This window comes from Paraburkholderia phenoliruptrix, assembly GCF_902859825.1.
In the GTDB taxonomy this organism is placed as follows: Bacteria; Pseudomonadota; Gammaproteobacteria; order Burkholderiales; family Burkholderiaceae; genus Paraburkholderia; species Paraburkholderia phenoliruptrix.
Genome location: NZ_CADIKB010000019.1, coordinates 52,616 through 76,205, shown reverse-complemented (window position 1 = coordinate 76,205; position 23,590 = coordinate 52,616). Strand labels below are relative to the sequence as shown.

17 protein-coding genes are annotated in these 23,590 nt (G+C 61.6%); 8 read left to right on the top strand and 9 right to left on the bottom strand.

The annotated features are described in order from the left end of the window. Positions 1 to 25 precede the first annotated feature (25 nt). The gene (locus tag HV711_RS19195; protein WP_244142704.1) at positions 26 to 379 is read right to left on the bottom strand and encodes a hypothetical protein; all 354 of its coding nucleotides are present in this window, start codon (positions 377 to 379) and stop codon (positions 26 to 28) included. Positions 380 to 697: 318 nt separating this feature from the next. Here HV711_RS19195 and HV711_RS19190 point away from each other — a divergent pair, with 318 nt between their 5' ends. Together HV711_RS19190 and HV711_RS19185 are read left to right on the top strand one after the other, a co-directional pair. Beyond that, on the top strand, positions 698 to 1,312 hold the full coding sequence (locus tag HV711_RS19190) for a DapH/DapD/GlmU-related protein (RefSeq protein WP_028362723.1): 615 nt from the start codon (positions 698 to 700) through the stop codon (positions 1,310 to 1,312). A gap of 171 nt (positions 1,313 to 1,483) precedes the next feature. Then, positions 1,484 to 3,223 carry an FAD-dependent oxidoreductase gene (locus tag HV711_RS19185; protein WP_035485978.1) on the top strand — a complete coding sequence of 580 codons (1,740 nt, stop codon included), beginning with the start codon at positions 1,484 to 1,486 and terminating at the stop codon, positions 3,221 to 3,223. A gap of 91 nt (positions 3,224 to 3,314) precedes the next feature. Here the strand turns inward: HV711_RS19185 and HV711_RS19180 are convergent, their stop codons facing one another. Together HV711_RS19180 and HV711_RS19175 are read right to left on the bottom strand one after the other, a co-directional pair. Beyond that, positions 3,315 to 4,532 carry a glycosyltransferase gene (locus HV711_RS19180; RefSeq protein WP_028362721.1) on the bottom strand — a complete coding sequence of 406 codons (1,218 nt, stop codon included), beginning with the start codon at positions 4,530 to 4,532 and terminating at the stop codon, positions 3,315 to 3,317. Then, entirely contained in the window at positions 4,529 to 5,971 is a 1,443-nt protein-coding gene (locus HV711_RS19175; protein ID WP_035485975.1) for an O-antigen ligase family protein, read from the bottom strand. The genes HV711_RS19180 and HV711_RS19175 overlap by 4 nt, the downstream gene beginning before the upstream one ends. A 281-nt stretch (positions 5,972 to 6,252) precedes the next feature. Here HV711_RS19175 and HV711_RS19170 point away from each other — a divergent pair, with 281 nt between their 5' ends. Then, positions 6,253 to 7,401: an acyltransferase family protein gene (locus HV711_RS19170; RefSeq protein ID WP_035485972.1), complete on the top strand. Its 1,149-nt coding sequence runs from the start codon at positions 6,253 to 6,255 to the stop codon at positions 7,399 to 7,401. 71 nt (positions 7,402 to 7,472) lie between these two features. On the opposite strand, the gene HV711_RS19165 is transcribed toward HV711_RS19170, so the two are convergent. Further along, the gene (locus HV711_RS19165) at positions 7,473 to 8,675 is read right to left on the bottom strand and encodes a glycosyltransferase (RefSeq protein WP_035485970.1); all 1,203 of its coding nucleotides are present in this window, start codon (positions 8,673 to 8,675) and stop codon (positions 7,473 to 7,475) included. Between the two features lie 369 nt (positions 8,676 to 9,044). On the opposite strand from HV711_RS19165, the gene HV711_RS19160 reads away from it, so the two are divergent. Both HV711_RS19160 and HV711_RS19155 read left to right on the top strand, forming a co-directional pair. Next, complete coding sequence (locus tag HV711_RS19160; protein WP_035485966.1) at positions 9,045 to 10,298, top strand: oligosaccharide flippase family protein; 1,254 nt, start codon at positions 9,045 to 9,047, stop codon at positions 10,296 to 10,298. Beyond that, a complete protein-coding gene (locus HV711_RS19155; RefSeq protein ID WP_035485963.1) occupies positions 10,298 to 11,371 on the top strand; it encodes a glycosyltransferase in 1,074 nt (357 codons plus the stop codon). Before HV711_RS19160 ends, HV711_RS19155 begins: the two co-directional genes overlap by 1 nt. Before the next feature lie 18 nt (positions 11,372 to 11,389). On the opposite strand, the gene HV711_RS19150 is transcribed toward HV711_RS19155, so the two are convergent. Both HV711_RS19150 and HV711_RS33515 read right to left on the bottom strand, forming a co-directional pair. Beyond that, on the bottom strand, positions 11,390 to 12,307 hold the full coding sequence (locus tag HV711_RS19150) for a hypothetical protein (RefSeq protein ID WP_244142703.1): 918 nt from the start codon (positions 12,305 to 12,307) through the stop codon (positions 11,390 to 11,392). Between the two features lie 259 nt (positions 12,308 to 12,566). Then, positions 12,567 to 13,205, bottom strand: a complete 639-nt coding sequence (locus HV711_RS33515; protein ID WP_035485957.1) for a hypothetical protein — start codon at positions 13,203 to 13,205, stop codon at positions 12,567 to 12,569. 991 nt (positions 13,206 to 14,196) lie between these two features. Here HV711_RS33515 and HV711_RS19140 point away from each other — a divergent pair. Further along, positions 14,197 to 16,473: a glycoside hydrolase family protein gene (locus tag HV711_RS19140; RefSeq protein ID WP_035485955.1), complete on the top strand. Its 2,277-nt coding sequence runs from the start codon at positions 14,197 to 14,199 to the stop codon at positions 16,471 to 16,473. 66 nt (positions 16,474 to 16,539) lie between these two features. Here the strand turns inward: HV711_RS19140 and HV711_RS19135 are convergent, their stop codons facing one another. Further along, positions 16,540 to 17,172 (bottom strand): FMN-binding negative transcriptional regulator, encoded by a 633-nt coding sequence (locus HV711_RS19135; RefSeq protein WP_035485953.1) that lies wholly within the window; start codon positions 17,170 to 17,172, stop codon positions 16,540 to 16,542. A gap of 90 nt (positions 17,173 to 17,262) precedes the next feature. On the opposite strand from HV711_RS19135, the gene pdxR reads away from it, so the two are divergent. Further along, positions 17,263 to 18,789, top strand: a complete 1,527-nt coding sequence (gene pdxR / locus HV711_RS19130) for a MocR-like pyridoxine biosynthesis transcription factor PdxR (protein WP_035485950.1) — start codon at positions 17,263 to 17,265, stop codon at positions 18,787 to 18,789. 91 nt (positions 18,790 to 18,880) lie between these two features. On the opposite strand, the gene HV711_RS19125 is transcribed toward pdxR, so the two are convergent. After that, a complete protein-coding gene (locus HV711_RS19125; RefSeq protein WP_015001738.1) occupies positions 18,881 to 20,443 on the bottom strand; it encodes a hypothetical protein in 1,563 nt (520 codons plus the stop codon). An 823-nt stretch (positions 20,444 to 21,266) separates the two neighbouring features. On the opposite strand from HV711_RS19125, the gene HV711_RS19120 reads away from it, so the two are divergent. Then, complete coding sequence (locus tag HV711_RS19120; RefSeq protein WP_244142706.1) at positions 21,267 to 22,421, top strand: glycosyltransferase family protein; 1,155 nt, start codon at positions 21,267 to 21,269, stop codon at positions 22,419 to 22,421. Between the two features lie 25 nt (positions 22,422 to 22,446). Here HV711_RS19120 and HV711_RS19115 read toward each other — a convergent pair whose 3' ends face one another. Continuing rightward, complete coding sequence (locus tag HV711_RS19115) at positions 22,447 to 23,433, bottom strand: FkbM family methyltransferase (protein WP_244142702.1); 987 nt, start codon at positions 23,431 to 23,433, stop codon at positions 22,447 to 22,449. Positions 23,434 to 23,590: the final 157 nt, after the last annotated feature.

Genomic DNA, 23,590 nt, shown 5'->3' with positions numbered 1-23,590 from the left:
GTGCGCGGCCGGCATGAATGCGCGATCACCACGGCGAGCGATAGACGGAGCGCTTGCCGGTGGCATAAGGATCGGCATACGTGGCTTTGGCGGCGCCTTCGGGCAGCAGTTTGTCGGTGGCGCGGGGACGCGCTGCTGCATCGGCAACGCGAAGCTGACCGTTGACGGCAGCCGGCGCCTTGCGCTTGCCAGCGGCGCCTGGTTGACCGCCTTGGACAGCACCGTTGACCGTCATGCGTTGCTCGTCGAGCAAGGCTGCGCGGCGGGCGTCGTCGAGCGTGCCGTTCTGTGCATTGCCGGTGTCATACCCGTCGGGTGCGCCGAGCAGCTTCTGTTCACGCTTGCGCTGTAGCGCGCCGCGGTCGACAGGAGCGGGCATCGGGGCGCCATAGCCGGTAGGAGCCGTAGCGGTCATTGCCGGCGCGCGGGCGGGCGCCGCGTCTTGGGCTAGTGCAGGTGCCGCGTAGGCGGCGAGGAGAAGCATGCAGTGGGCGGTGTGTCGAAGCGGAGTTGTCATTATGGTCCCCAGGTCGATGCAGTGTTGTAGAGATATCGTGCGCCAAAATCCATGCACCCAGCCGCCAAAACGCTTGCCCCGGCGGACAGCATGATGATGAGGTGGTCGGTTAAAGGCAAGCGTCCAAGTTGATTAGTATCCCTGCATATGGAAGCGGGGCGAAAGGCACGGAGAAAAACGATGGGCAATATCGCAGACGATCCGCGGCTAGCACATAGGCCGCAAAGCCACGCCGAGGGTGCGGAGCATCGTGTCATCGACTTGAGTCTCGCCGGCAAGGGCAATTATCTCGCGCGGCGCAGTGCGCTGATCGAGCTCGTATGGTTTGTCGTCGAGGCGTGTGTGATCAACAACAAGCTACTGCCGTTCTCATTCGTGCGTGTTGCGCTGCTGCGTCTGTTCGGTGCGCGGATTGGGCAAGGGTGCCGGTTTGTGCATCCGTTGCGCGTCAAGGCGCCATGGAATCTGGAAGTGGGGGACAACTGCTGGTTTGGCGTGGACGTGTGGATCTATAACCAGGCACCTATCCATATCGGCTCGAACGTGTGCATTTCTCAGGGCACGTTCCTCACAGCCGGCTCGCACGATATGAGCACCACCATGGACCTTCGCGTTGCACCCATCGTCATCGAGGACGGTGTCTGGATCACCTCGAAATGCGTCGTGCAAATGGGCGTGACGATTGGCCGCTCCGCGGTTGTCACGCCGCTCTCCGTCGTGCATCGCTCTCTGGAAGCGGAAGGCGTGTACGGCGGAAACCCATGTCGTTTTTTACGGAAGCGTTTCCTTCCGTGACCTGAAGCACAGAATAAGAGCCGCAGCCTTTATACGCTGAGGAGACCGAGGTCGTGGCAGCCGGCGTAATGACGCATCCGGCCACGGCATACGGCGCGTTGCCTGACCGCCATTCACCGGCGAGTTGGCGACGCCCCAAAAAGATCATGATGAAGAACACGGGAGCTGCGGATGTTCATCGATACTCGCAATGTCGAGCAAAACACGGTCATCGAAACGACGGTCTGCATCATCGGGGGAGGCGTCGCGGGCATTACGCTCGCGCGTGAAATGTCGGGCGCCGGCGTGGAGACATGCCTGCTGGAAAGCGGCAGCTTTACGCCGGACGAAGAAACACGCGACCTGTACCGTGGCGAAAATGCCGGGCTGCCTTATCGGTTCGCAGACGGCTCGCGCAGCCGCTATTTCGGCGGCAGCAGCAACTGCTGGGGCGGCTGGTGTCGTCCGCTCGATCCTTGGGACTTTGAAAAGCGCGACTGGATTGCGCACAGCGGCTGGCCCTTCGGGCTCGACGAACTCGCGCCGTATTACGCACGCACGCACGAACTGCTGAAGCTCGGTCCGCAGAACTTCGACCCCGCCTATTGGGAGCGCGAGATCGGCCGGTCGGACGTTCGCCGTATACCGCTTGGCAGCGGCGACATGCGCGATACCGTAGCGCAGTTCAGCCCGCCGCTGCGTTTCGGCAAGGTGTATCGCGAGGAACTGGGACGCTCCACGCACGTTCGCGTATTTCTGAACGCTAACGTTCTCAATATCGACGCCGACGCCCAAGGCACGACGATTACGCGCGTGCAGGTGGGTACGCTCAGCGGCCGCAGAATGTCCGTCAAGGCGCGCATCTTCGTACTCGCCACGGGCGGGATTGAAAACGCGCGGCTATTGCTTGCCTCGAACAATGTGCAGGCCGCCGGGCTTGGCAATACTAACGATCTGGTTGGACGTTACTTCATGGATCACCCGCGCATGATGTCGGGGAAGGTGCGTTTCCGTCCAGGCGTTCCGCGCAACAAGCTCTATGACATCAAGTACCACTATCAGAACCCTGCGGTGTCGGCGCATGGCACGAAGATCTCGTCGCAATTCGCACCGAAGCAGGAGATGATGGCACGCGAAAAGCTGCTGAATTCCCGCGTGTGGCTTTATTCACGCTGGTACGGCGAGGGCAGCGCGGGCTCGGAGGCGCTGATTCGCTGCAAGGAAGCGCTGATGCACAAGGATCAGCCGGGGCGCAGCCTGAGGTCGGACATTGCGACGATGGCTGCGCATCCGCTGCATACGGTCGGGTACGGCTTGACGCGATTGCTGCAGTGGCCTGCGCTGATCACCGATGTCACGCTGCAGGCCATCGTCGAAGCGGTGCCGGATCCGGACAGCCGCGTCACGCTGTGCACCGACAAACGCGACCGGTTCGGCATGCCGCGCGTGAAAGTCGAATGGCGCCTCGGGGAACAGGTGAAGCGTACTTTCGACAAGACGTTTGCCGGACTCGCGAAGGAGCTGCAGATGGCGCGCGTCGCGGACGTCGAGCTCGATGCGCCGCTCGAAGGCAGGGCATGGCCCGAGAAGCTGGAAGGCACGTGGCATCACATGGGCACGACACGTATGCACGATTCGCCGCGCGAAGGCGTGGTCGATCGCAATTGCAAGGTGCATGGCATCAGCAACCTGTACATTGGCGGCAGCTCGGTGTTTCCGACTGTCGGCGCCAATTTCCCCACTATTACGATTGCGGCGCTCGCGTTGCGGCTCGCGGGGCATCTGGCGCGGCAGCTCGACGTGCCGCACGCCGTCGGCGGTACGCGTGTGGAAGCGGCGCATAGCGGCGTAGTGCCGGCGCAAGCGCCGGTCGACACGCTGCCGATCGCCGCGTCGACGTTGACACCGTTGATGAAGGAGCAGCGAAGTTAAGGACGTAGCGGCGCGCCTATGAGCGTTGTCGCGGAAACTTGAACGGCGCTCACAGGAGCGCCGTCATTTTTTTGGTGGAATACCGCGAAATTCAGCGGCCCGGCTGAACGGCCCCGCGCAGCGTGGCGAGCGTAGTGATTTTTGCATCGCCCTCGTGGCCGCCTTTCGTTTCGAGCAAGGTGGTCAGCGCGCCCACCATGGTCTCGATCCGAAAGCGCGCGTTGAAGGTTCGCGCGGCTTGCATACGCATGGTTTCGCGAGCGGATTCGTCCAGCTCGAGCCAGCGGGTGAGGCTGCTTTCCGTGCCTTCAACGGTGTCCGGTGCGACGAGGCCCGCGCCATCTTCTTCGATTTCGCGCCACACGTTGACCTTGTCGGAGATGAGCGCGGGCAGGCCGCAGCCCAGCGCCTCGGCGACCGCCACGCCGAAGTTTTCCTGATGCGACGGCAGCGCGAACACGTCGCTTGCATGAAAGGCGCCCCACTTGAGATCGCCTTGCAGCATGCCAGGCAGGCTCATTCGATGCGCGATTCCAGCGGCCTGTGCCTGGGCTCGCAGGCTTGCGACCCAGCCCGTTTCGTCAGGGCCGGCAATCACCAGATGCAGCGCCTCGTCGCGTTTTGCCACGCGTGCGAAGGCGTCGATCAGCAGGTCACAGCCCTTTTTCGCGTGCACCCGGCCGAGGAACAGCACGATACGTTTGCGGCGCGCAGCAGGCACGGCCTCGAAGAACGCTTCTCGTACCGACGCGGCATCGACCTTCGGAACCGCTGTGCCGAACGGCACGATACGTTCACGCGCGCGATAGAGCCAGAACGATTCACGTGCTCGCGTGCGTTCTTCTTCAGTCGTGAAGATGACCGCGCGCGCATCCCGCAGCACGCGGTATTCGGCCCAGGGCCAGTAAAGCCATTTCTTCAGATGCTTGAGCGGATATGCGTGCTTGAACCATGGGTCGAGCATGCCGTGCGCGTACACATAATAGGGCACGTCGCTGTCATGCAGCGCTTTCCATGTCGCGAAGCCATGGTATTGCCATAGCCCGTGCACGACGACGGCATCGAAGCGCTTCGCGTGATTCGCGAGCCACGGCGCAAGGTGGGCGCTATAGCTGTAGCGATTCGAGGTGGGGCCGAACGCATGAACAGGAAAGGGGAACGTCGCGATATAGGCATCGTCCGGAGAGTCGCAGGTAGCGACTTCGATCTCATGTCCGGCCTCCTGCATCGCTACGCCGCTGCGGCGAACGCCCTCGACAGGACCGCCCGCCCGCGGATCGATGCTTGCGAGCACGTGGAGGATTTTCATCGCGCAATGTCCGGTCGGTTAGCGCCAGGCAGTCGTGGCGTGTGCGGCATGCCGAGCGTGCCGGCTAGGTCAGAGTGGCCCATGCCCGGTTGAATGCGGCCAGGCAGGTCCGGCATCGCCGCGGGCCGCATAGGGCGGGCGGCTCGTATGCGATTCGTGCGTGCCGGCAGCGCGCGCTGCAAACGCGTGTAAGTGGCGATCATGAGGCCGAGCCCAATGCCGAATACGAGGCCCGAAAAGCGAGGCCCGAGTGGATTGCCGCCGATCGACGTGGCTGGCAACGCGGCAAACAGCATGATCGCGCGTCCGAGTACCGGAAGCATCGGCGCGTCGGGCACGACTTTGCGCCAATAGCGGTACGAGAAGAAACACAACGCGAGCGCGCCGAGCGTGGCAAGCGGCATCGCGATGCCGAACACGAGTCCGCCTGCGAAGAACTGGTAGACCCAGAAGTTGTGACCCGCGGCCCATTCGTTGATCGCGTAGAAATCCTGCTTGCTGAATTGGCCCGCGAGGTCCGGCAGATAGGCTGGCGAATAGCGATAGTAGTGTCCGTAGCCTGCTCCGAAGAGCAGCGTTTCGGGGTTCGCCGTCACCTGCTCGTACTGATCGCGCATTTCGGCGAGACGGGTGATAGTGGTCGGATCCTTGCCAGAGACCGTTGCTTCGGAGAAGAAAATACGCTGCGTCCAGTGTTCGGCAACGTTGGGAACCGCCAGTATCGCAATGCCCGCCACGCCGGCCAGCACCGCAGCGACGACGACTCCGCGAGCGATGGCGCGCCAGATCTGCCGAGCTGAAGGCGCGCTCAGTGCCATTGCGATGAGAAACAGCAGCACCGTGCCGACCAGCAGGCTGCGAGTCACGCTCAGTAATTCGACGATGACCGTGCCCGCGAATACCGCCACTGTGTACAGCGAATAGCGCCTGGCGACCACGAATTCGTGCAGCAGTACACCTTGCAGTCCGAGCAGCGTGACTGAGATGATCCGAAAGCGCACGTCTTCGAGACCGCCCCCGGTTGCCATGCCATAGACGAAAGTAAATACAAGGCTAATGACATTGCCCGCGAACAGTGCCTTTTCGAATTGAGCGATGCGCTGCTCGCTCCACGGCCGGCACGCAACGAGATAGCCGAGCAGGAACAGCACGAATGGCAAAAGCACGCGCAAATAATTGCCGCTGTCGTTATCCTGAATGAGTTGCGCGACTACGCTGCCGAATACGCACAACAACATGCTGCCGGTGACGATCGAGCGAAGCCGCGAGCGCTCGTGAAAGCGCGGTGCGATGAGCAGAAGGGCGAGCCCCGCAGCCATCGCCGGAACGACAAAAATGAACTGGGCGAAGTGCCCGGTGGTCGCGTTGGTGGCCTTATAGTCCAGCGCAAGTGGCAGCAGGAAAATCCATATCCATGGCGTTGCATACTGATGGCGCATTCTTGTTTCCTCCCCGTCGCCGTCATTTGCCGTCGTCTATAGCGGACGGTCTCGCGTCGGGTCATTGTGAGCGCAACTTTGCGTCTGTGCACATCGCTAAATGGGGTTCGTCTCCGACTGCCTGGATTCTGGCGACAGTGGAAAGGGCTATGCCTGCAAGACGCACGCAAGCTCGCCGATGTTGTCGGTGAATGCCTTGATCTTGGCGCTCGCCTATGCTCCCCGCCGCCGAAGATGAAAACAGGCCAATGTACCTAATAGAATGGAAAGGGGAGAACAACATGAAGCTATTTGGCGGGACGGGCCCCGCAAAAGCCGGACGGGCGATCGAGCTGGATTTCGTCCGCGGCATCGCGATCATTGCGGTGATGGGCTTTCACTTTCATGCTGTTCATACAAACAACGTTCTGCTGCAGATGATCGAGTACCCGCTCAAGAACTTCGGTCGAGAGGGCGTCAATCTCTTCTTCACGCTCAGCGGCTTTCTGGTTGGCGGTTTGCTGCTGCGGCAATACGCGGAGACAGGGCACGTCGACGCGCGCCGCTTCATTGTGCGACGGATGTTCCGAATCTGGCCCGCGTATTACGTATTGATTGCGTTTCATGTGCTCGCGGGGCGGCATCCGTGGAATACGTTTGTCTTTCAGAATCTCACGCATTTGCAGAACTATCTCGGCACCTCGATCACGCAGACCTGGAGTCTCGCGGTTGAAGAACATTTCTATCTCGTGCTGCCGGCACTTTTATTACTTTTCTCTCGCTGGCGGCTCGGTGCATGGACCATTGTCAGCGTGCTTTCCGGTATCTGTGCGCTAACGCTCATAGCGCGTTGCTTTGCGGTGGCGGGCGGAAATCTGGAAGGCGCTTTCGCCTACACGCAGTACCGCATCGACAGTCTGCTGATCGGCGTGATTCTTTCGGCGATCTACTGGATGAAGCCGGCCATTTACCAACAGCTTGCGAAACGCAAGTGGCTGTTGATCGGCAGCGTCGTACTGTTGTGCGCATGGCTCGTGCTGGCGACGAAGCACATCGCACTCGATGAAAGCATTGGCTATACGATTCAGGCACTCGGTTTTGCCGCGCTTATCGTGCTGGTGCTCGAATACTCCGGATGGTTGCGCTCGACATGGATCTATCGCGGCGTTGCGTGGATCGGCCTCTATTCGTACGGTATTTACCTGTGGCACTCGCTCGCGCTTGCGCCGGGCGACATGCTGATTCGCAAGGCGACGGCGCTCGGCTTTGCGCCGGGCGTAATCTGGGTCGTCGCGCTTGCCGCACAGTTCGCGATTGCGATCGTGATCGGCTATGTCACGACGCGTGCGATCGAATACCCGTTCCTGCTAATGCGTAATGCGCTGTTCCCCGAAAAGCGCAGCAGTTCGGTACGGGAAGAAGTGCCGGTCGCAGGCGGACAGTTGTCCTGACAACAAGCTGCGAGTAATGTGCGCCGGGCGTGGTGCCTTGCGCACGCGACGCCGTGCGCAAGGACTTTTAATTACGCCATCTGTTGCAGCAAGGTGTGTTTGAATTCGCCGAGCGTATTTTGCGCGAGCAGATTGTCGCGCGACGGAGCCGACCCGTGCGCGTGGGGCCATGACGTCATGGTTTCCGTAATGGCCTTGGCTATTGACGCAGAACTCAGGTCGCTCAGAATCGGGCCCAGTTCGCAGCGCCTGCTGAACCAGCCGATCAGGCCGTCTTCCGTTGCAATGACCGGTTTGCCGAAGCGGTACGCCTGCACGAGCACTCCGCTCATGCCGTAATGACCTTTGTAGCCGAGCCAGACCGCATCGCATGCGGAGAACAGATCGCGCTCCATGTCGTTGGAGATGAATGAATCGAGCACCACTGGCGCCGGCGTCAAGCTGCGAATGTGATTACGCATGAAGTGGCGCGTGCCCGCATCCTGTTCACCGGCAACAATCAGCGTCGGCGCATGCTCGAGGCGGGTCATCGCGTGAACCAGCTCGTAGATACCCTTGCGTTCGGTGATCGCGCCGTACACGAGCAAATAGCGCTGCGCCGGATCGAGGCCGAGTCGCGCACGCGCGAGCGCCGGATCTTCGGCTCGCTCGTCGGGGAATGGGTCGGCGACATACGCGATCTTTGCGCTGCCTTTCGCGGCATGCTGCGCGGCCCATTCCGGGAGCGTCGGATCGATGCTCAACAATGTGCGCAGGCCCGGCGTGCGGATCGCACGCCTGAACAACTGCGCCTTGATCGCGTTGACGACTGGACGATCGGGCGCCTTGATGCCGACCTTGTGATGATGAAACGTCGAGCGCATCGTGATGCCGATCCACGGCGTTTTGCCGAATGGCGAACCGAGAAAAGCGAGCCCATTGAGGAAGTAATCCGCATACGGCACGACAACGAGCCGGATTGACTGCGCGCGACTGACAAGCCGGAAGGCGCGCTCGAAATAGTGATGAAAGCGCCAGTACTGGTTGCGTTCGCGCAGGCGGTGAGTCCGGCTTTCCTCCGGATCGACGAAAGCGATCTGCTGATCCGGGCGGTTTGCGGCGGTGATCTGACGCGCGAGCCGGTGATCCTCATTTGCGCATTCGGTGACGAGAATGCATGGATAGCCGGCATCCGCGCAGGCCTGCATGATCCACTCCGCGTAGCGCCAGCGGTGACCCGTCAGATTAGGCTCAACGATCAGGACAAAGTCAGGTTCGATCACGTCGGTAGGCATAAGCGGAAATAGGCGGGCGTGGATTGACGAAATGCATCGGCGGGCCGGCTGGCAGGGACCGGATAGCCCGCGCCGCGGCCTCTGCCGCGCAGGCAGATGAATAACGTTAGCACCGTGCGGCACCGTAAAACTGCCTGGTTCGCGCGTTGTGTGGGAAAACGAACTACCGCGCAAGGGCTTCGGCTGAAGTGACCTGGTTGATGGCGGTTGACGGCGAATCTCTCGCGGTAAGGTCATGCTTACGGTTCCAGATGAACCACTGCCAGCTTGCTGGCGCAACGAATCCAATCAGGCGCGGCGGCGTCTCCAGCAAGTCATGGCATGCTGGGCAGATCGCTGAATTGCGCTGTCATTCGACGGAGAACCAGCTTGCGGGCGATCAGGCTTCCCGCGTTCTCGATAGCGAGCAGCTTCGGGGCGAGCGCGGCGACGTGGGTGTTATTGCAACAGTTCGCAGTGCGTGGACTGGTGGCGATCAAGTTTCTGGCGATAGGCCGCATGCTCGGACCGGCCGCCATCGGCAGCGTGAGTGTGGCTTTGCTCGCTGTTGCAATTGCCGAGGCGCTCTCCGATACGGGCCTCGCGCAGGCCGTTATTCAAGGCGAGCACGCGCCGACGCGCTCGCAACTCGGCGCGGTATGGACCACGCTGACAGCGCGCGGCGTGCTGATCTCCTTGCTGCTCGTCGCGCTCGCGCCTTTGCTTTCCAGTCAGTTTCACCTCGACGGATCGCTCGTGCTGATCCAACTCGCGGCGTTGCTGCCGTTGTTGCGCGGCCTCGCCTCGCCGGCCTATTACGTGGTGCAGCGCGAGCGGCGCTTTCAGCATATTGCGGGCGTGGAGGTGGCGGCGGCGTTCGTCGATTGCTCGGTCGGTCTTACACTCGCTTATTTTGGCGCCGGCGCTGCGTCGGTGCTGATCGGGCTCGTTGCCGGCGAAACGCTCAAGAGCACGCTGACATGGGCCACGATGACGCCGCGGCCGCCGGTGCGCGCGGTATGGTCGGGCATCGGCCAGTATGTCGGTTTTAGCCGGTGGATCTGGGCCAGCAGCGTGATCAACCTGTTGCTCAATCAGTTCGACAAGGTCGTTGTAGGCAAACTGCTTGGACCTACGCAACTCGGCGGCTATCAGATGTCGTCGCGCCTTGCGCAGATGCTGCTGGCGGATGCGGCAATCGCGATGTCGCAATACCTCTTTCCGACCTTTGCCGCGCATCATCGCCGCAGTGCACAGTCGGCGTCGAGGCTGATCAGAGTTTATCTGCTGGTGGTCGCTATCGGCCTCGCTGCCTTTGTCGAAGTTCTCCGGCTGATCGCGGAACCGATGTTCTCATTGATTCTCGGCGCGGCGTGGCTGCCCGCGGTGCCGCTCTTCAGGATACTCGTCATCAACATGGCTATCGGGGCGTTGATTGCGGTGCTCGTGTCGTATCTGCGCGCAATCGGCGACGCGAAGTCTACCGTGCACGCGTCCGCGATTCAGGTGGTGGTGCTGCTTGTGAGTGCACCGCTCTGGGTTCGCTGGTGGGGCGTGACAGGGATCGCATGGTCGATGACGCTCGGCCTCGGCTGCGCCGCGGCGTGGATGCTCTACAGAACATTGACGGCAAGGACGGCATGATGCGTGTCTTCCATCTCGTACTGGCGCCGCGTTTGTCCGGCGCTGAAGTGCTCGCGAAAGATCTCGCGCTCGATCAGTGCGCTGAAGGAATGGCTGTGTGCGTGGCATCGCTGTTGCCGGCGCACGCTGATTTCGCGGCGCTGGCCGACGAATTAGAAGCGCACGGCGTGCAGTGCTGGTTTCCGCAAAAGCGGCACCACGCGCCCGGCAAGCTGTGGAATCTGTTCGTCGCCGTGCGGCGTTTTCGCCCAGATATCATCTTCGCGCACGCCACGATTCCGTCGTTCTACGCGCGCTCGTTGCCGCTCGGCGCGCCGGTTGTCTATGTGATGCATTCCGCGACCAACGATTTCGAGCGCCCGCTGTTCAGGCGCGTCGAACATCTGCTGTCGGGGCGTGCACGCGTGGTCATCGGCGTATCGCAGCAAGGCGTGAGGGACTATATCCAGGCAATCGGCGTGCATCCGTCCATGACAGTCGTGCCGAATGGCGTCGATCTCGCGCGCTTCACATTCACGGACGGCGGACAGCGCGAGAGCACTGTGCCGCACATTGTGCAGATTGGCCGATATGCGTCGGTGAAAAATCAGCTGCTCACGGTGCGCGCATTCAGCGAGGTGCTCAAGCAGGTCGAGAACGCGAAACTGACGTTGTACGGCGTAGTCGAGGACCCCGATTATCAGCGCGCGGTCGTTGCGCTCGCAACGGAACTGGGCATCGCGGAGCGCGTCGCGGTCGCTGGCCCGCGCAGCGACGTGGCCACGGTGCTTTCCGAATCGAGCGTATTCGTGATGCCGTCGCGCTCCGAAGGGCACAGCGTGGCGTTTCTGGAGGCCTTGGCCTCAGGCTTGCCGATCGTCGCGAGCCGGATACCTGCGTTTGCATTCGCCAATGGCTTTCCGGGCGTGCAGCTCGTCGATACCGACAACATCCGCTGCTATGCCGAGGCCATTGTTACAGCGCTAGGTCAGGAGCGCGTGCAAAGATCGCTTGCCGGGCTGACGCTAAGAGACACGGCCGAGCGATATCGCGCGATTGCACGACAGATCTGCCCCGCCGTGTCGCCGCGTTAAGCGCGCGGCCTCGCGAGTTCAGTGGTGCGCGTTGACGTCGCGCGTATCCGGCGCGGGTTCTGGCTCGGGCGCCGCAGTTTGCACGGTGGCGAGCGCCGTCTCCTGCATCGCCAACGTGACGAGCCGACGCGCTTCCCGGCTGCTCGAATCGATCTCGAGTGCGCTGCCCGCGTTGCGCGACACGCAATCCCAACGTGCGATGGTGTTACAGCCTCGTGCCAGGTTCAGCAGTGCGTCGCGCTGCTGCTCGCGCGTGGTGACGGCCGCACGCAAGCTTTGCGCTTCCCGGCTTTGAGGTTGCACGGACATGGCTGCTGCAATCCGCACCTTTGTTGCGGACAAGTTGTTGTTCTGAAGACTCGCGCGCGCGGCGCGTAGGTGCCGTGACAGATCCACGCGCGCTTTCTCTTCGGCGGTGAGCAGCGGCATTGCACCCGGGTTGCGCTTTGCTTGTGCCGACGCGATCGCGACACCGGAGGCAATGGGCACTGCGGACGACACAGCCGAAACAGCGGGCGCAGCGCGACGCGCGGGCAAGCGCGATGCGGAGGTTGGGGGCAATGCGGCGGCTATCGGCGGCTGTGCCGCGGCCAATGCTGTCGGCGGCGTCGATGCCGTCTCGGCGCGCGGGGCGGGCGCAACGGCTGCGGACTGCACGGAAGCCATAGCCGGGGCACGTTCGACGGCCGCCACAGGCGGCGCGACGTGCTGCTGCCTGATCGCACCCGAGACGGCGACCGGTTCGCCTTCCAGCTCGCTGTCGCCGTGGTGTATGAAGCCCACATAGACCGCTGACGCTACGACGAGCGCGGACGCGGCAAATGCAACGGGCTCGCGCAGCCGTTGGTATGCGCTCTGCACGACCACGGGCGCTTCCGTGGACGCGTAGGGATTGGTGAGCGCATGCGATGGGTTCCACACTCTGCGAGCTGGCACCCGGTGTGTCGTGACTGCACGGCTGTCGTTGAGCCGTACGGTCAGCGTGGGCACCATCGCTCCATAAGAAGGGACGCGTCGCGCGCGACACGAAGGACAGGGCATTGCGGGGTCGGTGAGCGGCGCTCCACACGATTCGCAATCCGAAATATTGGCCTGGTCTGTATTCATGTCGCTATTTCCCCATTGGGTACCGCGCGCCGTCTCCCTCGCGGCAGACGGCGCGCGGCTTGCCGCAAGCCGCGTTTACCGCGGCCGCTTACTGTGCGACGACGTAGCCGCGCGCCTGCATACAGGCGCCGTACGCGGCCCAGTAGCGTGTCATGGGTGGTTCAGGCGCAGGCAGCGGCGGCAATGCGGCGGTGCCGGGTTGCGACGCGCCTGCCGCGCTGGCTGCATTGGCTGCCGTAACGGGCTCCGAGGCGCCTTTCTCCGCGATTGCTGCGGAGGCGGGGGCACTCGCCGACGCTGCATGTCCCGCATTTGCGGTGGCGGTCGGCGTTTCGCTCGCCGGTGTTGCAGGTGTTGCCGAGGCTGCGTGGCTCGCGGCGGCGTTGCCGGCTCTCGGGGCAGACGCGGAGCCGGGCGCGTTGGGCGCCATGCCGTCCGGAAGGGCGGGGCCTGGCGGCGTCGCGGAGAAACTGCTCGGCGGCAACGGAGGGCGGGACGGCGCGCCGGTCGACGACGTTTTCGTCCCAGCGGGTGTGGGCGGCGGCGTTTGCCGCTCGTGTGCGATGTTGACTTTGGTTTGTTTGTTCGCGGTCGCGTAACACATCGCACTGTCGACGCTGCGTTGATACGCGCTTTGACTTCGGATTGGATAGATCAGCGGTTGCCACGCGAGGGCCGCGTTGCTTACCGCCAGCAAGGTCATCAGGGTATAGGTTTTGTATCCCATCGCAGTCGCTCCCGCAGCGATGTTGAGCCGTTCGACGGCAATTATGCTTTGCGGCGCATTCCGGTTGCTTCGATCTCGCCGAAAACGGCGGCTCGCTGCCGCAAAGGCTGCTCTCGTCAGACTACCACTGCCGCGCACAAGGTCAGTGCGTTCTATAACGCGGGAAAACGCCATCATGCAGGCCAATCAGGCCACGTCATTGTAAGTCGGCACGTTTCTGGACGTGGCGCGACTGGCATTCTCCGGGCGAACGAAGCGTCGCGCACTGCAATCGTGCGCGCAGCATGGCGGAATCTTGCGTGCGTGAGACGCTATGGGCGGCCCTAATTGGCTTATCCGCCGACGAATACAGGCCTTACGTTTTCGCCGCGATCGCGAGGCAGGTGTTTCCGGCAGCCGCGCATTTGGGAAAGTGCAGCCTCATCAACGAGAGTACGGTCGCGATCGCTACTTATCGCCCCAGACCACTGCTTCGTTGCACTTATGAAACGTTTATAATTCTCCCGCCAGCACGCCGAGTAAGTAATACCTATGGCGTGGCGGTTGCAGTGAGCTTCAGCAAGATTTCCATATGGGCGCCTTCGCGGCGCCGCGCGGTTCGGGTAAGAACGACGCCAGCCGGCAGGTCGGTGCTCTTTTTTGCCCCTCGCTTGATATCTGTCGCCGGTCTGCATCGCGCGTGACAGAAGCATGTCCAGCCAAGACCATTGAACGATGACGGAAAGACGACGGGCTTTCCTATGCAGTTAGTCGTCCTAATTGGTGGAAGCATAACGAAAGACAGACGGTTCTCGCAGTTCTGCCTGGAAACGAGCGCCTCGACATAGTCGCGCTGGTCTTCGCTCGCCCTGCGTTTGACATCTCAAGACGGACCTCGCTGCGTCCGGGGGCGCACTTTTTCTTTTTTTTAATCCGACAACACAAAGGCGGCAGGGCCTAGCCGATGCCGCTTCATTCTCGGGGATAACTTTTCTTCGCAAAGACAGGGACAATGGTGAGATATTCGAGGTTGATGGGGATCGCGGCGACGACGGCGCTGGCATCCTTCGGTGTGCAAACGGCACAGGCGCAGGTCAGCACGGTCACCGTCGCGGGGCAGCAATACAAGCTGTGCGCGCAGGAGAACAGCAATTGCTCGTTCCTGGGCACGGCATCGGTGGTGTTCGGCGCAGTGCCGCCCAACGCACCTTCGACGATGCTGACGAGTCCGGCTACCTTCAGCAACGGCGTGGGCTGTTATGTCGGCGCGGTTTCGCAGACGGACCCGGCATACGGTTATGACAAGGCCTGCTGGATGCGGGCTGTGGCCGCGCCCGCACCCGCACCTGCGCCCGCGCCCGCACCCGCACCCGCACCTGCACCTGCACCTGCACCTGCACCTGCACCTGCACCTGCACCCGCACCCGCACCTGCACCTGCACCTGCACCCGCTCCGACACCTACACCAACGCCGACCCCCACACCGTCTCCCTCTCCATCCGCAACGCCCAGCGCGGCCATTTCCTGCGGCACGCCCACGCAAACCGCGGGCGGTACGGCCCATGGCGTCATCAGCGCGGACACCCCGACCGCCGACGGTCTGCGCGTGTTCCCGAACAACACGGCTTTCAAGATCGCCGTCACGACGAACGCCCCGAGCGCCGACACCGTTGTCTGGTCCGTAGCGGACTCCAATGGCGCCATCAAGACGCAAGGCAGCTTTGCGGTAGGCGCTGGCGTACAGACGAGCACGCTGTCGTGCAAGTCGACCTGGTCCGGTTACGGCGCGTTGACCGCGACGTTGCGCTCAGCAGGCGGCACGCTGCCGAGAAGCGGCACGCGGCCCACCGGCATTGCGACTTTCGGCGTGCTGCCCGACCTCAGTTCCGCGATCGGCACGGTCACGTATGCGCATCAGGACCAGCATCGCTTCGGCATGCAGGGCTTCAACGGCAATATCGCGGCGCTGCACGCGCTCGGCATTTCGTGGACGATCGACGACCGTGAAGTGTCGGCGATGGAGCCCAACGGCCCCTACACCTACACGCCGAGCGTGAACGATCTCGATCCTTTCTATAAGGCCAATCCGGATCAGATGCGCATCGTGCGTCTTGACGGCCTGCCGGCCTGGGACTCGAAGACGGGGCAGTTCAACGACAGCTACTACGCGCCGTCGAACATGACCGAATTCAAGGACTTCATGGCGAGAGTCGGCACCGATACGAGCGCGATTCGTTCTGCGAACTATCCGAACCAGCAGAAGAACTACTATCAGGTGACATGGGAGCCGAGCCTCGGCTGGGCGGACAGCGACGCGAACTTCGTCGCGATGTACAAGGCCGCGTATGAAGGCATTCATTCCACGGACCCGAACGCGGTCGTCATGGGGACCGGCAATCCGTTCCCCGCGAACTGCGATACCTGCACCACGGGCTATCTGCAGAAGTTTGGCGCGCTCGGCCTCTGGAACTACATCGACGCGGTGTCGACGCATGGCTACTGGAATGCCGGCACCTATCCCGCGCATCCGCCGGAATTGCAGGACTCGGATCCGGATCCCGCGAACCAGGCGAATGCGCTCGACAATCAGATGACGCAACTGCGTTCGGTCATGCAGGCAGGCAAGCCGAACATGAAGCTCTTCTTCACGGAAGCGGGTACGAGCTACGATCCGGGGCTCAGTTACGGCCCAACGGTGCCGTCGCAGAACCAGTTGTTTGCTCATGCGGCAGTCGGCGTACGCTCGCACATCATCGTGCTCGGCGGCGGTGCGCAGGTCACCACGTTGTTCTTTGGCCCCGACTATCCGGGCGAAGTGGGATACGGTTCGTTCTTCGACCTGAACGATGCGCAAGGCGCGTTTGGCGCGACGAATCTCTCGCCGAAACCCGAGGCGATGGCCTTCGCGACGATGACGCGAGTACTCGACGGCACGAATACGCTGGGCCGCGTCAAAGGCACACCGTCCGGTACCTTTGCCTACGCATTCCAGCAACTCGGCAACGGCAAGATCGTGACGGCCGCATGGGCGCATAGCAACGCGCAATGGCCGACGAGCGGCGGCGTGTACAGCCAGACGTACTCGACGAGCTATACGCTGCAGGTTGACAACGCCGGCACGTCGGGGAATGTGACGAAGATCGATGGATACGGCAATGTCAGCACGGTTCCGTATAGCAACGGTGCCGTCACGCTGACGCTGACCGAGGTGCCGCAGTACATCGTGTCGAACAACGCGACGGTGGCGAAGAACAATTCCACCGTGCCGCTCGGCTACACCGGGCAATAACGCTTCGGCCAAGCCTTCGGTACCCTGCTGCGCGACCCGGCGCCGCAGGGTACCGTTCAGGCTGTTTTACCGCTTCTGTGCCGCGCACGCGAGCATCCGATCGCCGATCGGGTTCTCGCGTGCTTTCAGCGCTTGCCCTGCGCCCTCAATGTCGCGCGCGTCCTTGTTCTGGCCGAGCTTGCTCTTGCCGACGAGCCGGGTAATTTCGATCTCCACACCGACAATCGCTTTGAGCATGGTGTCGATGTAGTCGGCCGGCGCATCTCCCATTTTCCACGGCTGCGGCTGATCCGCTTCATGGGTGCGCGTGAGGCGCGCGACCACGCCGCGTACATACTTCTCGTCGTCGCGAATCGTGATGCGCCCATGCGCGTGCACCACGACGTAGTTCCATGTGGGTACCTGCCTATGCGTTTCGTGCTTGCTCGGATACCACGTCGGCGAAATATACGCATCGCCCGCATGGAAGACGACGAGCACATCATCGCCATGGGCTACTGCCTGCCAAACAGCATTATTCCTCGCCACATGTGCGTGTAGAACGCCGAACGTGCCTTCGTTCGGCGCGAGGTCAAACGGAATGTGATTCGCGTCCAGGCCGTTCGCGCCATGGGTAATCAGCGTGCCGAACGGATTCTGCCTGATAAGCGTGTGCAGGACGTCTTTGCGCGCTTCGTTGAAATCGGGCGGTACGTACATGGGTGCTCCGTTGAGTTCCTGCATGCAGTGTGCGCCGAAACTGGTTTATTCTACAGAGCCAGTTTGGATCAATTTTACTAAACCAGAATCATGCCGCGAACCGCGCGTGTAGTAGACATTCCGGCGTTGGGTGCGCTCGACCGTGGAGCTGGAAACCTGTCGGCCCAGTTGGCGGCATTACTTAGAGAGGCGGTGCGTGGCGGCGCGCTCGCGCCAGCTGAGCCCTTACCGTCGACGCGACTTCTTGCCGCGTCCCTCAAGCTTGCGCGCGGCACCGTGGTGGAGGCTTATGAGCAACTGATCGCCGAGGGCTTTCTGGAATCGCAGCGCGGTGCCGCGACACGGGTTGCCTCGACTTTATCTGTTGCCGCGCCAACGAGGCGCGTTCGCAAGCCGACCGGCGCGGGCGGTCGCCGCCGGCTCCCGCAAAGCAGTCTGCCTGAACCAGCCGCGCGCTTTGCGCGGATCGCGCGCGAATTCAGTCCGTTGCCGCCGGTACCGTTCGCTATTTCGGTGCCGGTCGGCCTGACGGCGCCCGCCGACATCTGGCGCCGGCTAGGCAACCGCATACGGGCACGAGGCGCTGCAGCGCCCGCTGGTTACGAAGACCCAAAGGGCGCGTTGCCGTTGCGCGAGGCGATTGCGGCGTACGTGCGCAAGTCGCGCTCGGTGCAGTGCGACGCGGGGCAGGTGACCATTACGAGCGGCACGCAGCAGGGCTTATATCTCGCGAGCCAGGTGCTGCTCGGCGCGAACGATGAGGCGTGGGTCGAAGACCCCGCCTATCGCGGCCTGACGGCTATCCTCGAAAACAACGGGCGGGGCAGCGCCATGATCCGTGTACCGGTGGACGAGGAGGGCCTCGACGTCGCCGCAGGCGTGCGCCTCGCGCCGCATGCAAAGGCCGTGTTTGTCACGCCGTCGCATCAGTATCCGCTCGGCATGCCGCTCAGCATGGCGAGACGCAGCGCGTTGCTGGGTTGGGCGCGGACCAACAATGCATGGGTTGTCGAAGACGACTACGACAGCGAATTCCGCTACGAAGGTTATCCGTTTCCGGCGCTGCAGAGTTCGGACCCCGAGCGCGTGATTTACCTCGGTACGTTCAGCAAGATTCTGTTTCCTTCGCTGCGCCTCGGGTACGTGATCGCGCCCGGCGATCTCGCCGACGCGTTTTGCGGCGCGCGGGTCTTGATGGACCGGCATCCGCCGAACGCGGATCAGCACGTGCTCGCCGCATTCATGGCGCAGGGACATCTGGAGCGGCACATCAGGCGGGTTCGCAACGTGTATGCGGAGCATCGCGCGCATCTGATCGAGACGCTCGGCGAACTGCTGCCTTCGGAAATCGCATGGGTCCAGCCCGGCGACCAGGGCATGCACCTCGTGCTTTGGCTTGCTCGCGCGCTCGACGATAGAGAGGTGGCCACGCTGGCAGCGCGAGCGGGGGTCGCGGTGCGTGCCGTGTCGCCGATGTTCTCGCAAGGCAACGGCCGGCCCGGCCTCGTGCTGGGATTCGGCGGGTTCAGTCGTGCGCAGATGGAAGGGGCGGCGCGGCGTCTCACAGAGGTGATCAGGAATGCTATACATCGGGGCGCGAAGCCGCGGCGGAAATAGCGCGCTTTCGGTATTGCCGGCGAAAAAAATGGCCTCCCGCTTGCACGCAGCGGGAGGCCGGTTCTCAAGTCACATCCGGGCACGCGCCGGATCAGGTGTCGGCGTGGCTCGAGGTGAACGTGGTGAATGCGCCGTACGGCGGGTTCAGCGCCGTGCCGTTCGTCATAATGCCGAACGTGTTGTTGCCGCTATCGAGCACGTAGTACATCACGGACTGAATGTTGTGCGTCTTGCGCGCCGCATAGAACGAATTCAGTTGCGACGTAATGTACGTCGCACGATACGACTGCGTTTGTTCCGGGCCCGTATTCCACTCCGTGATGAAGAACGGCACACCGTATCGGGCCTTGCAGTACGTAGGCAGGTCGATGCCGGGACCCGCGCCGTCCGTGCCGATGTTGAAGATGTCGCCATACACTTCGTAGTTGTGCCATGTGGTGATGTCCCAACGCACCTTCGGATGGCCGCCGCTGCCGTCGGGTTGCATGCCGTCCCAGAGAGCGTCCGACGCGCCGACATCCGCGACACAGAAGTTGATCCCGCATTTGGCGCTGGGCTGCGCCGCCTTCACGCCGTCGATCATGCCGCGCATTGCGCCGCGCATGGTCGGCCAGTTGGCATTGTTGAAGTCGAGCGCCTTCGTGCCTGCGTTAGTCGAATCGATGATGATGGCATTGTCGCGGGTCAACTCGTTGCCGCACTCATAGAACGTCACGCCGTACGGTTTGAGCGTATTGGCGATCGTGAAGGCCGATCCATAGCAGGCGTTGTAAGCCGCGGATTCGCCGGCCAGCAGGTTGCCGTTGCTGTCCCGGAAGCCGAGGTTCACCAGCACGAGCAGCGTCATGCCAGCGGACTGGAACGCCTGTGCGAGTTTGACGACGGCGTTCAGTTCATTCGCGTCCGCAGTGCAGCCGACACGATAGCTGGTACAGCCGAGGCCTTTCAGAATCGAGACGATCTGCGCGGGCGTGTACGTGTAGTCGAAGTGACCGTTTATGCCGAAGAAGCTGCCCGCGGTCGCCGCGACGGCCGTGCGCGGATCGCTGCACGGCAACCATTGAGCGGCGACTTCCGCATTCGCATAGAACTGGCCGCTCGTGTTGCGGCAGTAGATCTTGCCGCCGTACCAGAGCACCAGGTTCACGTTGTAGTTGTTGCCGACCACAGCGCCGTTGCACGAGATCACGCCGTTGGTCAGCGTCCAGACGGCACCCGTCTTGTCGATAATGCTGGACGCCGACGGCATCGTGGTGCCGTCCGGCGAAGTCGTGCCCTGGCGAGGATCGCTCGTGGCTTGCCACGTCGAGCCCGTCCACTGGTAAAACTGCGAGCTCGTGTTTTCAACGTAGATGTTGCCGTTAAAGCACAGCGCGAGCACCACGTTGTAGTTGTTGCCCGCCTTCGCACCGTTGCGATAGGCGACGCCGCCGGACAGCGTCCAGGTCGCGCCCGTACCGTCGATCAGCGACGTTGCGGGCGGCATGGCCGCGCCGTTTGGCGAAGTCGCTTTTGCCGTGGCGCTGGTCTTTTGAGCCCCTGAGCTCGAAGCCGTTGCGCCTGCCTCTTCCGTGCCGCCTCCACCACAGGCGCTCAGCACCACACTGCCGCCAAGCGCCGTCAGCGCACCAATAAATTGTCGTCGTTTCAACATTGTGATTTATTCCACTATCGAGAAGGTCCCCGAATAAAGTCAAAAAATGTGGTTCTTATGTGGGTTAATTGCTATTGAAAATCAGATAACGTTATTTTTATTGGCACTACTGATCGTCCAGGAAATCCGAGTGCTGTTGATGCGTCAGGCAGAGGTATTTGCCGAAACGATTAATACCGCTGAACTACCCGCGTCGACGGGGCTGACGCGCGCAAGCCGCCCACGCCACGGGCGGCGCCTCGCGCATGGAGTTCAATCAGCAGTGGAATAACCGGGTTCGTTTTCGGGCGTCGGTGAGACGAGAGACGCCTTCGCAAACGTTTGTCCGAGAAAGACAGCCTGCACTACGTAAATATTGCGGACTGTTACTGCGAACGGGGTAGATCTTACCCGGAACCCGTGACGGTCAAAACGAAAATTAGCCCTTTTCCGCCAGAAAGCAAGATCCTTTCCGATCGGCTCCCGTATGACAAAGAAAATCTACTTTCTCCTTATGGTATGGGGACTGGACGCCCTGCATTTTTTTCACTTTGACCCCATGAAATGCGCGTCAATATTTCCGCTTTTGTGCGTTAGGTATTTCTTGCCGTGCGGCAGTTCGTCTGCATTGCTGGGCGGGTGCGTGCGAGGCGTTCAGCACTTTCGGACATGGGCGTGTGAGCGCCTGTCCCGATTGGCGCGTTTTCAGGTGATTGCAGCCACACGTGGCCGTTTTTTGCATGCTAAGCTGGACTGAAGAATACAGATTCAGACCATTTTCCATTTTGCTAAAAGCGTTCATAACGACGGGAACCCTGAGACGTCGGGATAACGCTTTTGCTTGATGTTCCTCGGGGGCGGTCCGGCCGGAGATTGTCTAATGTCGCAGATTATTCAGGAAGCGCGTCGCGCGCATGGAAAAGATGAATTGAACCGCGTACGACCGCGTGTGCTGATGTGCCCATTTACCAATCCCACGAACCGCTATATAGAGATCCAGAAAGATCTGTACAGGTCCGTTGGCTACGATGTGATGCCGTTGTCGATCAAGGGCTTGTTAAAGGGCGGCATCGTCGACCTGTTCAAGCCGGAGAACCTGCTGGTGTTCCATTGGCTCGAGTACCGCCCGTTCAGGCGACAGAAAGGCACCGCGCAGCTGAGCCTGATTGGCTCGCTGATCTTTGCCTTCTATTGTGCGGTGATTCTGCTCGGGCGCGCGAAGGTGGTGTACTTCGTACATGACCAGGCTGTGCACGATACGGTGGGATTCAACAGACGCCTGTCTATGCGGATCATTGCGTTCGTGCGCCGTCTTGCAGACTTTCGCGTCGTGCACGCGCCCGATTTCCAGGCGCCCTACCGCGCGCAGTATTTACCGCATCCGTTGTATTGGGACGCGCCAGGGCACCCGCCATACAACGCAAAACCGCAGCGGTCCGCGCCGCTGTTTACGATGCTGGGCGTGATTCGGCCGTATAAACAGATCGATGCGGTACTCGACCTTTGGCCGCCCGAGTGCAAGTTGCATATCGCCGGACACGGCACCGACGCTTATCTGGCCACGTTGAACGAGATCATCGATAGAAGATCGCTGCGAGAAGCGGTGGATCTCGAATCGCGATTTCTCACGGACGCTGAGTTTGCCCAGAGCATTGCCGACAGCGACGTGCTGATCCTTCCGCATGCTGCCGATTCCATGCTGGTCAGCGGCGCATTTTTCGAAGCGATTGGGCTTGTACCGGTGCTCATCGCCCGCTCCACGCCTTTTATGGCGTGGGCAGCCAGGAAGTTCAACAACGTGATTCTTTTCGATGACGTCAGCGAGCTGCCCGCCATATTGCGCTCGGTCAACCAGTCATGGCAGACGTTTGGCGGCAACGCGAGCCATCGCAAGGCGCTCGAGGAATTCGGCTGGAATGCCTGCCGCCGCAGTTACGGTGAGTTCCTCGAGACAGCCAGCGGACACGCTGGCGCCGTCGAAAAGCCGGTAACGGAATGAACTCGCGCGCTCGCTGGGCAATGGCTTATTCAGCGGCTGGCGGCGTTCGGGTGGCGTAGATGTCCACATAGTTCAACGGATTGTCGCGCCACTGGCCAATCGTCATCCTCAAGCGGCTGGTGATCGTTGCCATCGGTTCCGTTACGCCTTGCTTGCCCGCCTTCGCGTCCGTCTCTTCGATGCGCCCGTAACTGAAGTGCGCTTCGAGAAACTGCAGCACGACGTTCGGATCACCGCCGAGGCGCGCCATATGATAGGGCGACCATTCGACGAGGATCGCATCGGTTTTCGCGAGCGTTTTGCTGCCGCCGGCGAAGACATAGGGCTCCGCACCTTGGGTATCGATCTTCGCAAAGACCGGCCCCGCTAATTCGATGGGGATATCGTCGAGCCTCACGCAACGCACCTCGATAATCTTGCGGCCCATTTCATTCTGCTTTGCCGGCAGACTGGTTTCGAAGTGAAGGCGATGATCGCCGAGATTGCCGTCGGCAATTTCAAAGGGCAGTACATCCTCGCGTTCGTGGAGCGCAAGCTGGAAGGTCTCTATATTGGACGATGGACAGTTCTCAGCAATGTTGCGCTGCAGATTCCGGTAATTCACCGGCTCGGGCTCGAACGCATAGCACTTCACGCGCTGGTTGTATTGCGCAATCGGAATGGTCGTCATGCCGATGTTCGCGCCGATGTCCAGATAAGTTCCGCCGGACTCTGCGAAGAACTTTTTCAGCTTCTCTGCCAGCTCGGGCGCCCAGCGGCCCGTTTCGGCATATTTGCGCAGAATGCTCAGGTCGTTCGAGCTGCTCACCATTGTGCCGTACTGTCCCGCTGCCGAGAGCCGCACGACGTTGAGCTTGCGCGAAAGGCTGGAGAGATAAAGATAGCCGTACTCCCTCGCGAGCGAGCTGTCTTCGAGAAGCGACTTCGCCATAACATGCCGGAGCCTCAGGGGAAGCATGGAGGTCACAGCGCCGGTCGCGGAGAGTATAAGTTTCTTCATGAGAAACAGCATACCGCAGCACTATTTCACAGCGAGCATCACGTCTCCGCGCTTTCGGCAAAGGCATCAACGAAATCGGCCACGCGTTGCAATGCATGTGCTGTGGAAACGGCGTTAGGGCGGGCAGCGGGGGTTTTCCCCTATGTTTGAAGCGACAGCTGCCGGCGTT

Bases quoted from the DNA above. Each gene is read 5' to 3' on its own strand.
- HV711_RS19195 (WP_244142704.1), bottom strand. From the start codon at position 379: ATGCCCGCTCCTGTCGACCGCGGCGCGCTACAGCGCAAGCGTGAACAG.
- HV711_RS19190 (WP_028362723.1), top strand. From the start codon at position 698: ATGGGCAATATCGCAGACGATCCGCGGCTAGCACATAGGCCGCAAAGC.
- HV711_RS19185 (WP_035485978.1), top strand. From the start codon at position 1,484: ATGTTCATCGATACTCGCAATGTCGAGCAAAACACGGTCATCGAAACG.
- HV711_RS19180 (WP_028362721.1), bottom strand. From the start codon at position 4,532: ATGAAAATCCTCCACGTGCTCGCAAGCATCGATCCGCGGGCGGGCGGT.
- HV711_RS19175 (WP_035485975.1), bottom strand. From the start codon at position 5,971: ATGCGCCATCAGTATGCAACGCCATGGATATGGATTTTCCTGCTGCCA.
- HV711_RS19170 (WP_035485972.1), top strand. From the start codon at position 6,253: ATGAAGCTATTTGGCGGGACGGGCCCCGCAAAAGCCGGACGGGCGATC.
- HV711_RS19165 (WP_035485970.1), bottom strand. From the start codon at position 8,675: ATGCCTACCGACGTGATCGAACCTGACTTTGTCCTGATCGTTGAGCCT.
- HV711_RS19155 (WP_035485963.1), top strand. From the start codon at position 10,298: ATGCGTGTCTTCCATCTCGTACTGGCGCCGCGTTTGTCCGGCGCTGAA.
- HV711_RS33515 (WP_035485957.1), bottom strand. From the start codon at position 13,205: ATGGGATACAAAACCTATACCCTGATGACCTTGCTGGCGGTAAGCAAC.
- HV711_RS19140 (WP_035485955.1), top strand. From the start codon at position 14,197: ATGGTGAGATATTCGAGGTTGATGGGGATCGCGGCGACGACGGCGCTG.
- HV711_RS19135 (WP_035485953.1), bottom strand. From the start codon at position 17,172: ATGTACGTACCGCCCGATTTCAACGAAGCGCGCAAAGACGTCCTGCAC.
- pdxR (WP_035485950.1), top strand. From the start codon at position 17,263: ATGCCGCGAACCGCGCGTGTAGTAGACATTCCGGCGTTGGGTGCGCTC.
- HV711_RS19125 (WP_015001738.1), bottom strand. From the start codon at position 20,443: ATGTTGAAACGACGACAATTTATTGGTGCGCTGACGGCGCTTGGCGGC.
- HV711_RS19120 (WP_244142706.1), top strand. From the start codon at position 21,267: ATGTTCCTCGGGGGCGGTCCGGCCGGAGATTGTCTAATGTCGCAGATT.
- HV711_RS19115 (WP_244142702.1), bottom strand. From the start codon at position 23,433: ATGCTGTTTCTCATGAAGAAACTTATACTCTCCGCGACCGGCGCTGTG.